Origin of the sequence: Pedobacter agri PB92, assembly GCF_000258495.1 — a bacterium.
GTDB classification, from domain to species: Bacteria; Bacteroidota; Bacteroidia; order Sphingobacteriales; family Sphingobacteriaceae; genus Pedobacter; species Pedobacter agri.
Genome location: NZ_AJLG01000127.1, coordinates 1 through 13961, shown reverse-complemented (window position 1 = coordinate 13961; position 13961 = coordinate 1). Strand labels below are relative to the sequence as shown.

Below are 13961 nucleotides of genomic sequence, written 5' to 3'. Positions count from 1 at the left end.
GAGCATTTCCTTCGCGTTCAGATAAGGTACTTAACCAGCCCTGAGGATATTCCACAATGATTTTTCTGATTTCACCTAATGCACCTTCGCGAACCATCTGTTTCGCCTGCTTTACCATTGGATAACCAGAATAGGTGTGTGTTAAGCAAAGTGTTAAACCCGTTTCTTTAACTTTAGCCTGAAGTTGTTTAGCATCCTCTAAAGTTAGCGTCATTGGTTTTTCAATCACAACATTGAATCCATGTTCCAAAGCCATCATCGCAGGGGCGAAGTGGGCAAAGTTTGGCGTTACAATGGTTACAAAATCGATTCTTTCTTCAGCAGAAAGTTCACTTTCTGCTTTGATCATCTCTTCGTAGGTTTTATATATTCTGTTATCAGGAAGGAATAATAATTTTCCAGATTCGTAACCTAATTCAGGATTGACACTTAATGCTCCGGCTGACAGTTCAATCAAACCATCCATGTTTGCCGCTAAGCGATGTACAGCACCGATAAACGCGTCTTTACCGCCGCCTATCATGCCCATTCTTAATTTTCTCTTCATTTTAGAGGTGTAGGGTTTAAGGAGTAAGGTGTAAGCTTTAAGAAAATACCTCAAACCTTACACCTTTTACCCGAAACCTTTTATATATTATTTTTTTCAACTCTTTCACTGCATAATCTGCAGCACGAGCCGTTAAAGCCATAAATGTTAAAGATGGATTTTGGCAAGCGATAGATGGCATACATGCTCCATCCGTTACGAAAACATTGCTTACCTCATGCATTTGATTCCATTTGTTAAGCACTGAAGTTTTAGGGTCATTACCCATTCTGGCCGTTCCCATTTCGTGAATTGCCATACCAGGATAACAGCCATTATCGAAAGTTTTGATGTTTTTTAAGCCCGCTTTCTCCAACATCTCAGCCGCATCGTTCATCATGTCAACACGCATTTTCTTTTCATTCTCTTTGTACTCGCAATCAATTGCCAATACCGGCTGACCCCATTTATCTTTTTTGGTTTTATCGATGTAAACCTTATTTTCATAATAAGGCAACATTTCTCCGAAACCACCTAAGCCCATAGACCATTTGCCTGGTTTAGTCATTTTCTCTTTCAAGCCCGAACCAAACGACAATTCTGCAACATCACTTTGCCAGTTGCTTCTGTTTGCACTGCCCTGATAGCCGAAACCACGTAAATAATCTCGTTTATCATTACCGATATTCTGATAGCGTGGAACGTAAATTCCATTGGCACGTCGGCCATAGGTATATTTATCATCAAAGCCTTCTGCTTCGCCGTTGGCGCCACAACGGAAATGGTGATCCATTAAGTTATGTCCTAATTGGCCGCTTGCATTACCCAAACCGTTAGGGTGTGCATCTGATGTCGAATTTAATAAAATGAAAGTAGTACCTAATGTTGATCCGTTAACAAAAACGATTTTAGCATAAAACTCCATCGTTTCGTTTGTTTGCGCATCAATTACCATCACGCCCTTTGCTTTCTTGGTGTCTTTGTCGTAAATAATGTGGTTTACGATTGAATAGGGTCTAAGCGTTAAACGCTTTGTTGCCATGGCAGCAGGAAGGGTAGAAGACTGCGTAGAAAAGTAAGCACCAAAAGGGCAACCACGACTGCATAAATTTCTATATTGGCAGTTTCCGCGACCTTTGTGAGGCACGGTAAGATTAGCCACACGACCAATCATCATGATACGTTCTCTCTTGTAAGCCTCTTCTATACGTTTCTTTACCGTTTTTTCTACAATGTTCATATCCATTGGCGGCAGAAACTCTCCATCAGGACAAAGCGGCCAATTTTCTTTAGAGCCACTAATTCCAGCAAAACGTTCTGCATAATCGTACCAGGGAGAAAGTTCTTTGTAGCGTATTGGCCAGTCATTTCCATGGCCATCCTTTGCATTATCTTCAAAGTTGTGGTCACTTAAGCGATAACTTTGGCGGCCCCACATTAATGATTTACCACCAACATGGAAACCACGGTACCAGTCGAAACGTTTATCTTCGGTATAAGGACATTCCAAATCATTCACCCACCATTTTTCATTGGCTTCCTGATAAGGATAATCTCTTTTTTTGCACCGGATGGGTACGCTTTTGCTCTTCAGTTAATTTACCGGCATGCTGAAATTCCCAGGGGCTTTTCATTGCATTTTCGTAACCTGTAATGTGTTCGATGTTCATTCCTCTTTCGAGCATGAGCACTTTTAAACCTTTTTCGGTAAGTTCTTTTGCAGCCCAGCCGCCACTAATCCCCGATCCTATCACAATAGCATCGTAAGTATTTTCAGCTTTTAAATTTGTATTTAAATTCATGATGTTTTGTCGTTGTTTAGGAAATTAAGTTGCCCATGATTTTTGACCTGGTTTTAATGGCGCATTGCCATCATACCTGCCCGGAACCAGAATGTACTCCCTTGCCTGGGTACAACCAATTTCTGACGCGTAATAACCCAGCAAAGTGAGGTCTCTTGCTGTAACAAAAAAGTAAACCAGATCTTGATTTTCCGGCGCTTTAGTTTCTTTTTGAGCAATTGACATCAATCTTAAATCAACCATTAGTTTGGTTTTCTCAGCAACAGTTAAACTCATGTAGTTTTTGCCGAAATCTTTCATTGCTTTCTCCTGTAACTGTTGAAAACCTCTTGCGAAAGAAGTTTGCATGGTTGCCGGATAACAATCCTTCATCATCATCGGAATAAATTTTCCTAAACCCGCAGCTTTAGCTCCAGGTGATGATTTAGTAGTAGGCACAATGATATTGGCAAATTCAGCAAAGATTTTTTCATCCTGAGCGGAGAATGAAACAAAGTTTTTTTCATTTTCAGGGAGCGTAAAACTTTCGAATAAAACGCCCATTGTACTCGCTGAGATGGCTCCTCCCAGCAAGAATGCAACGTTTTTGAGTGCTTCTCTTCTATGCATCGTTTTCGTTATTTTTTATATTGGTTACTTAAGCGTTGAATGAGTAATATTAGAAAAAATATGCCGTAAAAATCAAATCTGTTGCGTTAAAATGCAGATCTGCAATGCGATTGTTACCACATAGAATAATTCTAAATAAGGTAGTAATTAGCGTCTGAATAACGTTTATTATGGGTTTTTGTAATGCGATTTGTTCGTGTAATTATTACAATAACTATATATAAACGTGATATTTACTAATAAATACCGAATTTCATTTCTAATCTTTAATTAGTCCCTCAAATAAGGTTATTTTTTACGTAGTTATAACTTTCAGTAATGCTTTCGTAGGGATCTTTTTTTATCAAATCCTGTTCTGTAAAAATATAATCCAGGCCTGCCATTTTCGATTCGGCAAAAATACTTTTGAAATCTATTCGTCCTGAACCAACTTCGGCAAAAACAGCTTTATCTTGCTTGTCCATATCTTTAACATGGAACATTTTATAACGTCCCGGATTTTTCTTAAACATATCAACAGGATTTAAACCTGCGTTTACCGCCCAAAAAATGTCCAGCTCGAAACCAACCAGTTTAGCGTCAGTTTCTTTTAATAAAATATCATATCCAGTTATGCCATTTCCCTGATCTTTAAACTCGAAGTTGTGGTTATGGTAAGCCAGTTTCAAACCAGCCTTTTTACAAAGCTCTCCTGCGATATTAAAACGAGCTGCCATTCGTTTGTAATCGTCTAGCGTTCCATTTGTTCTGATGTCAGTAGGCAGGGCAGGAATCACAAAATATTTTTGTCCGACACTGTTGGCCACTTCAATATGTGACTTTAGGATTTTTTCATCACCTGTAGATAAAAACTCAGTGGTGTTATAATGACCGCTTGGGCAAGTTAGATTATTATCTTTCAATAATGTGTTAAAATCTTTTGCTTCTAGCCCCCAAAAACCTTTCACCTCGTATTTACCTGGATAACCATAGTAAGTTTCCACCTGGTTATAGCCAATTTTAGCTACATGCGCAATTGTCTCCTTCACATCGGCAGTTAATTGTTCTCTTAATGTAAACAGGCCGATTCCAATTTTGGAAACTTTTGCTGGTAGAGCCAAAGCTGATGTGATTACTGAGGGACTTAAAAATGCAGCTACTGCGGCCAAACTTGTTTTTTGTAAAAATGATCTTCTTGTTGTCATGATGTAAATGGATTAAAAAAGCCGGGAGTTAACCCCCGGCTTTAGCTGTTAAAATGAATAAGCCAATGATCCCCAGAAAGTACGTTGAAGTAAAGTTCTGCCAATCATTAATTGACCAGGAGTTACGCTTGCGAAGTCTCTGAATTGATCTCCACGAACATCACCCTCTGTCAACACTTTTGCATCTAACAAGTTGTCTGCCCAGAATCTTATTGCTATTTTCTTAGTAAAGTTGTAACCAGCTCCTGCTTTCATTACCACATAACCTGGTAATTTGTAGCTTTCACTTGGAGAAGTGAAACGGCTGCCTACATAGTTTGCTGCTACATATAAATTGAAGTTCTTGAAATCATAGTTCGCACCAAGTTCAGTATTTAACACCGGAACACGTTCTGTTCTATTTCCTGTAAAGCTGTAAATACGGTTTCCAAATTCTGCGGCAACAGCGGCATTTCCACTGGTATTTGCTTCGTAGTCAGTGTATTTGGAATCTTGTAATGTTCCGGTAAATCTTAAACTCAAAGGCTTGGCGATTCTGTACGAAATTTCATACTCAGCACTGAAAGTTCGTGTAGAGCCAAATGCCACCAATGCTTGTGTTCCTGCAGCAGTTGTTGGTACATTGATACTTAGGGATACGTTTTTGATAGCAGAATAACTTCCTGATGCGAAAATTGCCAGGTTGTTTTTAGCATACTTGAAACCGATTTCTCCCAAATAAACCGGACGTTTTTTAATGTTTGCACCATTATAAGCCGAAGCATTATAATCGCCAATATTAGGCGCATTGTAAGCTTTTGTAGCACGGGCAAACATACTGGCGGTAGCACTAATTTTGTAATTTGCACCCACTGACGCTGCCCAGTTGGTTAGTGTTTCATCATAAGCGGTATAACCCAAAATATTCGGACTTGCAGCTGCTGTGATGTTTACCGTTCCGTTTGCATTTAAGGCATAGTATGGTCTGTCGCCTTTTACATTTTGATTATCAATCCTTGCTCCGATATCTAAACGCCATTGTTCAGATAATTTAATTTCATCTCCTGCATAAAGTGATAATGTTCTGGTATCGCCAATGAAAGTATTTTTTGTTTGAATAGTACGCTCCAATGCTGTTGGCGATTGTAATATAATGCTCGGATGTTCTTTAAATTCAGTAAATGAACGGAAGGCAAAACGTAAATCATCACGATTGTATTGATGAATTCCGGCACCGATATTTAAGCTGTGATTTTTAATAGTTTTCTTCAAATCCAAATAATCAACAATTTGAACATCACTGTTAATCTGTCCCTGAGCGTTTGATGTCACTACATAATCGCCTGAAACAAAAGGTGCAACACTGCCACCCGGATAATAGTATGGCGTGGCTGCCGTTCTTGCGACAATGCCAGCTGGAGCAGTGTAGGTGCTGTTGGTATGTGTATTCTGGTAACGGAAATTGTTTACAATCTGCCATCCACCATCAGTTAAATAATTGAACTGAAAACCCGCTGATCCTAATTTTGTATGGATACCATCGGTTAAGCTAAAGTTATGTACACCTGTTGCCGGATCATTGTAACTCCATTCTGTTTGAATGGGAATAATCGACTGTGTAGCCATATTATAATCGCGGTAGGTAGTTGGTTTGCCCGTTCCATCGTAAGGGTAGTAGCTGGTAAGTAAAAATTGTACTTTATCATTCAGATATTTACCATACACGCGGATAAAACCTTTGTTATTTTTAAAATTAAAAGTCATGTTGCCTTTAATTTGCCCGCCTTGGTTAGCTGGGTTAAAACCTTGGTCAACTACGCCATTATCAGTACGATAGAAGCCGCCAATGTTATATTTAATCTGATCATTGATTTTTCCACCGGTATTTCCATCAAAACGATATAAACCCTGAGAGAAACCAGTGGTAAATTTTACCTGACCATACTGTTTATCGGCACCTACATAGCTCAAATTGTTTACAACAGCGCCAGGTGTATTCGCCTGAATAATAGAAGCGTTTCCTCCTCTAACAGCTTCGATATTCTGAATGGTTAAATCTGTTTTATAGTATTGATCTACAGAAGGATTGGTGTTGAATCCAGTTGGGAGCAGGGGTAAACCATCTTCCTGGATTCCTAAGAAAATATAACCGCCTTGCTGTGGAAATCCACGCACCCAAACGTTACCCGGACCATCACCACCGGTACTTTCTACCGTTAAACCCGGAATTGCTTTCAACAAATCGGTACTATTTAAAGGTGCCCTATTGGTAATATCTTTATTGCTTACAGAAGTTAAGGCAACGGAGCTTTCGAGTTTTTTCTTCGGATTTCCACCGGTAACCATTACACTTTCCAGCTGTAAATTATCTTCCGATAAACTGATGGTGATGTTTTCATCGGCGTTTCCGGCAGAGAGATTTACCTCTTTCGAGATGTATCCCACATAACGAACTACCAATACGCGGCTATCTACGGTTAATCCTCGCAAAGCAAAGTTTCCGTTTTCATCAGTTGTGGTACCAATGGTTTTACCTTTCACCGTAACAGAAACGCCAGGAATCGGATTACCCTTGCTATCTAACACTTTACCGGTTACTACGCCATCGAACGCTTTTAATAATTCGAGGTTGTTATTAGCGGGAATAGAATAGAGCAAAATTTGATCTTTAACTATCCTATATCCCACGTCATAACGTTTTAGCGAATTCTCAAGAAAGTATTTAAGTTTTTGATTGACAACATTGATGGATATTTTTCTATCCGAATTAATTAACTGCGGACTGTACACAAACTTTACGTTTGCCAGCATTTCGGTTTTAGCAATAATGGTTTTTATATCGGTTTGATCAGCTTTGATCGAAATAGGTTTATTCAAAAATTCCTGGGCGTCGACATTTTTGGCAAATGCGCCACAAGTAAAAATTATTATTGTAAGTATTTGGTAAATCGAAACTCTCATTGCATATATCGCCAGCGAAATAAGTTGATTTTTTTTCATAAATTTGATTATTGTTCATTAAATGATTGGATTTATTGGACATAGAAATACCATGAATACATTCTAATGTATTTAACTCGCCGGCAATGCCCCACATTGTCGGCTTTGTTTTTTAGAAAATATTATGGATGAGGTAGCGCCCGCTACTGGCTGAAATAGGTCATTTCTCTCTTCATAATTTTATATATTTTGGTTAGTGTTTATTAGAAACCACAATGCTGGTTCCCTGGATGTAATATTTGCTGGAAATGGTTCCACAGATTAAATCAAGCTGCTCATATAGCCCTTTTTTACTTAAATCTCCGGTAAAAGTGTAATTTGAAATCTGCTCATGATCAGATTTTATTTCGATGCCATAAGCTTCAGATAAAGTTTCAAAAATATCTTTGATGCTTTTTTCTTTGAAGTTATAGCTTAGATTAGATGGAACATTGTAAGCTTCGGCCAATGGAATGGGTTTGCTCACTAAAGTTTTATTTAGTTTATGATCATTAAAAATACCTTTTTGATTTGGTGTCAGCAGAATAGGTCGAGCCAGTTTTTCGGTAGATAAACCAAAAAGTGAACTTTTTTCATTTTCCTGCACTTTAACCTTACCTGTTCTTACTGCAACCTGTGCAGGCATTTTTTCTGTTGATGATTTTACCCAAAAGCTGGTACCTAAAACGCTAACCACCAGTTTCTGATCATACACATAAAATGGTCTCTTAGGGTTTTTGCTTACCGAGAAAAAAGCGGTTCCTTTTAAATAAACCATTCTTTTATTGGCAGCAAAAACCTTTGGATACAAAATATTTGCCTGCGGCTTTAAGGTTACAGTACTATTGTCGCTAAGCGATATAATGATGGGACGATCAGTGTCATTGGTTTTGCTGATGAGCGCTATGTCACCGTTTTCACTTATGAATGCTTCTTCAGCAGGGTTGTAATTGGCAAAGTATAATCCTCCAATTAAAAACGCAATGGTAATTGAGGCCGCGATTGCAAATTTAGGCCAGAGCTTTTTGATTTTTACAGGTTTAACAACTTCATCTTGGGCTCCGCTTATTTTAAGCCAGATATTATCCTGCATTTCATCTAACTCAGTTGATGATAAATCTTTAAAGTTTCTGTTATTTAAATTATGATACCATTTATCTACCCAAAGCTTTTCGGCTTCAGTGCAGTTCCCAGTTTGATAACGGGTTAGTAAATCGTTGAATGATTTCTGGTTCATAAGGAAAAATATTTGGCTCTATACAATACAAGTAACGCAACTAAGCATAAACCCTAAACCTTCAGATAAAAAAAAGCTCAATATTTTTTTAATGAACTGAAAATCAGCTAGAAAAAGATGTAAAAATTTTTGATATACTCTTTAATTCTTTTGATGGAGCGGGTAATGTGGTATTCTACTGCCTTTTCCGAAATGTTCAATTCGGTAGAAATATCTTTTGTAGATTGATGCTGATACCGGCTCAAACGAAAAACCTCCTGTGTTTTTTCGGGTAAAGAATTAATCCCTTTCTCGATTATGGAAGATAGATCGTGCAGATCTACCTGGTTGGAAGTGTCATGATGATCTTCTGAATAGGTGAGTGTTTGGTACTCCATATATTTGTTCTCCATTACCAAGCTACGTACATGGTTAATTACACTTAGCTTTAAAGCACCAAAAAGATAGGCCTGAAGGTTGTTAATTTGTAAATCGAGGCGTTTTTCCCAAAGTGAGATGAAGATATTCTGAACCAATTCCTCCGCAACAATTTTATCTCCGGTTTTTTTATAGGCCGCATACAGCAGCTCTTTGCTAAAGCCGAAATATATTTTCTCGTAAGCCTGCTTATCGCCTTGTTTTAGGCGGTTAAGTAAATCAATAGACTTTTCAGGCTCTTGGGGAGTCATTTATTTATTTGGTTATGTTGGGGAGACTAAAGTAAATGTAGGAATTTATTTCATTTTGAAAACCCATTACACTTTAAAATTAACAATATTCTTCCGTATTTATACTCCAGAGATTTTTAAAGATATGGCTTAGTGTAAATAATTTATAGCCCTTTTGTCTCATTTTTTTACCTTTGCTCAATCTCTAAAAAATTATGCAGGAAAAAATTATTGTTTTGGGCTCTAACGGGCAGATTGGAACCGAATTGGTTACCATGTTAAGGAAAATATATGGCGATGATCATGTTGTGGCTTGTGATATTCGCAGACCCGATTATGACATCAAAAATTCTGCGCCGTTCGAGTTTGTTAACGTTTTGGATAAGGAGATGATTAATGGCATTTTTAAGAAATACAAACCCACACAGGTTTATCTTCTGGCCGCTTTATTATCGGCAACCGGTGAGCAAAATCCTAAGTTAGCCTGGGACTTGAATATGAACGGGCTATTAAATGTTTTAGATTTAGCCTTGGAATATAAAGTTGCAAAAGTTTACTGGCCAAGTTCAATCGCGGTGTTTGGTCCGAATTCTCCAAAAGATAATACTTCACAGTATTGTGTTATGGATCCAAATACCGTTTACGGAATTAGTAAATTGGCTGGTGAGCGCTGGTGCGAATATTATAATCAAAAATATGGCTTAGATGTTAGAAGCATTCGTTACCCTGGTCTGATTAGCTGGAAGGCTGCTCCAGGTGGTGGAACAACAGATTATGCCATCCACATTTTTCATGAGGCGTTGAAAAAAGAAAGTTACCAAAGCTTTTTAAGTGCCGAAACTGAATTGCCAATGATGTATATGGATGATGCCATTCGCGGCACTATTGAATTAATGGATGCGCCGGCTGATCAAATTACGGTTCGCAGCAGTTATAATTTTGGTGGAGTGAGCTTTACGCCTGAGGTTTTAGCTGCCGAAATCAGAAAACATATTCCTAACTTTACCTTAACTTACGCCAATAATGATCCGCGTCAGCAGATTGCAAACAGCTGGCCACGTTCTATTGATGATAGTTTTGCAGCAAAAGATTGGGGATGGAAACCAGAGTTCGATTTATCGAAACTCACAACAGATATGTTAAATAATTTAAAGAAATAAAGTAGATGGTTTAAGTAAGAGATTTAGGGTGTTCAACCCAGTCTTGATACTTGATACTAAATACTGAATACTAAAAAATGGGAAGAGCATTCGAATTTAGAAAAGAAAGAAAATTTAAGCGTTGGGCCAAAATGGCGGTTCAGTTTACGCGTATTGGTAAAGATATTGTAATGGCGGTAAAGGAATCAGGACCTCACCCTGAAACCAACTCTCGTCTGCGTACAGCGATGCAAAATGCCAAAGCCGTGAACATGCCTAAAGATAGGGTAGAAGCTGCAATTAAGCGTGCATCCGATAAATCGATGGCCAACTATGAGGAAATTGTTTATGAAGGTTATGCACCACATGGCGTTGCGGTTTTAATTGAAACGGCTACTGATAACACCAATCGTACTGTGGCGAATATTCGCAGTTATTTCAACAAAACAGATGGTTCTTTAGGCAAAACCGGTTCATTGGATTTCGTTTTCAACCGTAAATCTATTTTCCGTTTTGTACCTGCCGAAGGTTTAGATTTAGAAGAACTGGAATTTGAATTAATTGACGCTGGTTTAGAAGAACTTTATGTAGAGGCTGATGAAGAAGGAAACGATATTGCGGTAGCGCAAGGTGCTTTCGAAAACTTCGGATCTTTGCAAAAAGCTTTGGAAGAAAAAGGAATTGAATTGAAAAGCTCAAAATTAGAGCGTATCGCATTATCGCACCACGAGGTAACAGAGGAGCAAGCTGCCGATGTACTAAAACTGATTGATAAATTAGAGGAAGATGATGATGTTCAGGCGGTTTATCACAACATGGCTGAATAAAAATTAATGAATATTATTAAAAAGGCTTGAGGATTTTTCCTCAAGCCTTTTTTGTTTTTTAATGATAATAAAATAACGATTAATTAAAACAATTATATTTTTAGCAGCGCAAGTTTAGTGCTTTTTGGCATCAGCAGTCCCGCCAACATTTCAAGTTCTCACCCGCTGAAAAATCGGGCTCCGGGCTTTTCATTATGTCGGGTCTAAATTATTCAGGCAAACCGAAGTTAACTAAACCTAACAGCAGCGAACACGAACCCGATTTTTCTCGGGTGAGTAAAGCGAATGGCAGGGCTTTCGTAACCGATAAGATGCCTGCCTTTGCTTTCCAAATGCTTTATTTAAAATTCGATAGGGTAGGCATTGCGCTTTCTATTAAAGTAAAGTGAAGAAATCTTTAAACCTGAAAATCCTGATTTAAAGATTTCGCTGTTTTGCTTTGCTACTGATCGGGATGAGGATAGGTCTAGACTAATTTTTCTGATGCCCAAACAGCCAAGGCAACAATTCTGGTTCAGCGAAAGCACTGTTCCAACTGTTGTGGTTGGCATTAGGGTATAATGTAAATTTCACTTCTTTTCCAACAACTTTTAAACGTTCGGCAATAGCCATTGAAAAGGCGGGATCAACAATATCGTCCTTTCCACCATGAAATATCCACAGTGGAATGTTTTTGTATTTCGTAATGTTGTTGGTATTGTCTCCACCACAAATGGCAAAGGCTGCAGCAAATGTTCTGCGTTGTCGCCTTAATAATTCGTAAGTACCCATTCCTCCCATTGATAATCCGCCAACGTAAACCTGCTCCTTATTTACATATGGCTTTTTTAGAAAATCCTTCACCATGCGGCGTAAAGCATGCATAGCTTTTGTCGGTTTGCCACCCTCTACAAAAGCGAAGTTCCTTTTACCTTTATCATTGGTAGTGATGTTCACATTTGCCCAATAGCTATCTAGCGGACACTGCGGGAAAACAATAATTGCAGGGAAGTTCCGTCTGATATCATCCTTCAAAAACAATTTCGCTCCATGCGTGAGTTGCTTTTCATTGTCACTTCCGCTCTCTCCGCGACCGTGGAGTACAAATAAAACAGGATATTTTTGTTTGGGATTAAAATTTTCGGGAAAGAGAATCCGGTAATAAATCGAATCTTTACCTTTAATGAAGTTACCTTTATCGTATTTTTTTAAGTCCTGAGCATTTAGAATTTGTGCTGCAAACAGCAAACAAATGGCTAAAAAAAAATTCTTCATATCACAAAATTAAAAAACCCTGATTACTTTACAATAGTTCAGGGTTATATGATCGAGCCTAACCTTGATCATTTGTATATACCGTTTTATAGAATTGTCATCCCAGAGCTTGTCGATGGGCACTTTTATAAACGTTTCGACAAGCTCAAAGTGACATGATTAATGAACCAATTTAAATTTATTGATCTCTATTTCAAAGAAAAAGATGCCGCTTTTGCATCTCTTGAATTGGTGCCAATAAACACTTGAAAATCTCCAGGTTCAGCCACAAATTTAAGATCAGAATTATAGAATTTGAGATCATTCTCCGAAATGTTAAAGCTAATCGTTTTGCTTTCACCCGCTTTCAGCGACACTTTCTGGAAACCTTTTAATTCCTTAACCGGGCGGGTAATGCTGCCAACCAAGTCGCGGATATACAACTGCACCACCTCTTTGCCATCATATTTGCCGGTATTGCTTAAGGTAACTGATGCGGTGATCGATTTACCTTTGGTTAATGTGTTTGCACTTAACTTCACATCACTATAATTAAATGTAGTATAGCTTAAGCCGAAACCGAATGGATACAATGGATCATTACTTACATCCAGATAATTCGAACGGAATTTCTCAAACCATTTACCTTCAGCCAGTGGTCTACCTGTATTTTTATGTGCATAATACAAGGGCACCTGACCAACGTTTTGAGGGAAAGTTGCACTCAGCTTACCTGAAGGATTAACCTTTCCGAAAAGCACATCAGCAATTGAATTTCCTGCCTCGCTACCTGGAAACCAAACGTTCAAAATAGCAGGAATATTCTCCTCTTCCCATTTCAAAGCAAGCGGGCGACCAGTAAATAATACCAGGACCACTGGTTTTCCAGTTTTAGCCAATGCTTTTAATAGATTTTTCTGTGTTTCCGGAATTTGAATATCCGTTACACTACTTGCTTCTCCGGTAAATTCGGAACCTTCGCCCATGGTAGCAATAATGACATCTGATTTATCGGCCACTTTTAAAGCTTCTTTAATCATTTCCTCTTCCGAGCGAGTATCTCGTTTGTATGTTGGGTTGTGAACGTTTACATAACGATGTTCCGCCACAGAATCAGCAAGGAAATTAGAACCACGGGCAGTTAATATCTTAGCATCATTACCTAAAGCATTTTTTAATCCTTGTAAAACCGTAACTGATTTATCGAACAACGCCGCAACACTCCAGGTTCCATACATATTAGCCGTATTGTCTGCCAATGGACCAATCAAACCAATTGTACCTGACTTTTTTAAAGGAAGAACATTGTTTTTGTTTTTAAGCAGTACAAAACTTTCTGCCGAAATTTCGCGAGCAATCTGACGGTTTTCTGCGTTAAATACCTCTTTTTCGGCCCTTGCCGGGTCGCAAAATTTATATGGATCGGTAAATAAACCTAGTTTATATTTTGCTTGAAGCACTAAACGGCAAGCTCTGTTAATTTCATTTATACTAACTTTTTTCTCAGCTAATGATTTTTTTAAAGTGCCTAAAAAACCCTCGCCAACCATATCCATATCAATACCAGCATTCATTGCTAAAGCTGAAACGGTTTGTAAATCGCCCATGCCATGTGCAATCATTTCAGGGATGCCAGTATAATCTGTTACCACAAAACCTTTAAAACCCCATTGGTTACGTAAAACCTCAGTCATTAACCATTTACTTCCCGTAGCCGGAATACCATCAACTTCATTGAAAGATGCCATAATGCTTGCTGCACCGGCATCAACAGCAGCTTTGTATGGTAGTGTGTACGT

11 protein-coding genes and 1 pseudogene are annotated in these 13961 nt (G+C 38.4%); 3 read left to right on the top strand and 9 right to left on the bottom strand.

Going from position 1 to position 13961, the window contains the following annotated elements; genetic code table 11:
- The 7 genes and pseudogenes from ON09_RS16940 to ON09_RS16910 all read right to left on the bottom strand — a co-directional run.
- Positions 1-547: Gfo/Idh/MocA family protein (locus tag ON09_RS16940; RefSeq protein ID WP_039842700.1), on the bottom strand; the 547-nt coding region annotated here is incomplete at its 3' end.
- Between the two features lie 37 nt (positions 548-584).
- Positions 585-2328: pseudogene (locus ON09_RS16935) on the bottom strand (GMC oxidoreductase).
- A gap of 24 nt (positions 2329-2352) precedes the next feature.
- Positions 2353-2937: a gluconate 2-dehydrogenase subunit 3 family protein gene (locus ON09_RS16930; protein WP_010602251.1), complete on the bottom strand. Its 585-nt coding sequence runs from the start codon at positions 2935-2937 to the stop codon at positions 2353-2355.
- A gap of 278 nt (positions 2938-3215) precedes the next feature.
- Positions 3216-4121, bottom strand: a complete 906-nt coding sequence (locus ON09_RS16925) for a TIM barrel protein (RefSeq protein ID WP_010602250.1) — start codon at positions 4119-4121, stop codon at positions 3216-3218.
- A gap of 48 nt (positions 4122-4169) precedes the next feature.
- Complete coding sequence (locus ON09_RS16920) at positions 4170-7100, bottom strand: TonB-dependent receptor (protein ID WP_010602249.1); 2931 nt, start codon at positions 7098-7100, stop codon at positions 4170-4172.
- A 193-nt stretch (positions 7101-7293) separates the two neighbouring features.
- Positions 7294-8316: a FecR family protein gene (locus tag ON09_RS16915; RefSeq protein WP_010602248.1), complete on the bottom strand. Its 1023-nt coding sequence runs from the start codon at positions 8314-8316 to the stop codon at positions 7294-7296.
- A 107-nt stretch (positions 8317-8423) separates the two neighbouring features.
- A complete protein-coding gene (locus ON09_RS16910) occupies positions 8424-8984 on the bottom strand; it encodes an RNA polymerase sigma factor (RefSeq protein ID WP_010602247.1) in 561 nt (186 codons plus the stop codon).
- 194 nt (positions 8985-9178) lie between these two features.
- Here ON09_RS16910 and ON09_RS16905 point away from each other — a divergent pair, with 194 nt between their 5' ends.
- From ON09_RS16905 to ON09_RS16895, 3 genes are all read left to right on the top strand, one after another.
- Positions 9179-10123, top strand: a complete 945-nt coding sequence (locus ON09_RS16905; RefSeq protein WP_010602246.1) for an NAD-dependent epimerase/dehydratase family protein — start codon at positions 9179-9181, stop codon at positions 10121-10123.
- Positions 10124-10200: 77 nt separating this feature from the next.
- A complete protein-coding gene (locus ON09_RS16900) occupies positions 10201-10929 on the top strand; it encodes a YebC/PmpR family DNA-binding transcriptional regulator (protein ID WP_010602245.1) in 729 nt (242 codons plus the stop codon).
- Positions 10930-11123: 194 nt separating this feature from the next.
- Complete coding sequence (locus ON09_RS16895) at positions 11124-11318, top strand: hypothetical protein (protein ID WP_010602244.1); 195 nt, start codon at positions 11124-11126, stop codon at positions 11316-11318.
- An 82-nt stretch (positions 11319-11400) separates the two neighbouring features.
- On the opposite strand, the gene ON09_RS16890 is transcribed toward ON09_RS16895, so the two are convergent.
- Positions 11401-12183 carry a carboxylesterase family protein gene (locus ON09_RS16890; RefSeq protein WP_010602243.1) on the bottom strand — a complete coding sequence of 261 codons (783 nt, stop codon included), beginning with the start codon at positions 12181-12183 and terminating at the stop codon, positions 11401-11403.
- A 188-nt stretch (positions 12184-12371) separates the two neighbouring features.
- Positions 12372-13961 (bottom strand): glycoside hydrolase family 3 C-terminal domain-containing protein (locus ON09_RS16885; RefSeq protein ID WP_010602242.1); only part of this gene is annotated, 1590 nt, incomplete at its 5' end.

Bases quoted from the DNA above. Each gene is read 5' to 3' on its own strand.
- ON09_RS16930 (WP_010602251.1), bottom strand. From the start codon at position 2,937: ATGCATAGAAGAGAAGCACTCAAAAACGTTGCATTCTTGCTGGGAGGA.
- ON09_RS16925 (WP_010602250.1), bottom strand. From the start codon at position 4,121: ATGACAACAAGAAGATCATTTTTACAAAAAACAAGTTTGGCCGCAGTA.
- ON09_RS16920 (WP_010602249.1), bottom strand. From the start codon at position 7,100: ATGAAAAAAAATCAACTTATTTCGCTGGCGATATATGCAATGAGAGTT.
- ON09_RS16915 (WP_010602248.1), bottom strand. From the start codon at position 8,316: ATGAACCAGAAATCATTCAACGATTTACTAACCCGTTATCAAACTGGG.
- ON09_RS16910 (WP_010602247.1), bottom strand. From the start codon at position 8,984: ATGACTCCCCAAGAGCCTGAAAAGTCTATTGATTTACTTAACCGCCTA.
- ON09_RS16905 (WP_010602246.1), top strand. From the start codon at position 9,179: ATGCAGGAAAAAATTATTGTTTTGGGCTCTAACGGGCAGATTGGAACC.
- ON09_RS16900 (WP_010602245.1), top strand. From the start codon at position 10,201: ATGGGAAGAGCATTCGAATTTAGAAAAGAAAGAAAATTTAAGCGTTGG.
- ON09_RS16895 (WP_010602244.1), top strand. From the start codon at position 11,124: ATGTCGGGTCTAAATTATTCAGGCAAACCGAAGTTAACTAAACCTAAC.
- ON09_RS16890 (WP_010602243.1), bottom strand. From the start codon at position 12,183: ATGAAGAATTTTTTTTTAGCCATTTGTTTGCTGTTTGCAGCACAAATT.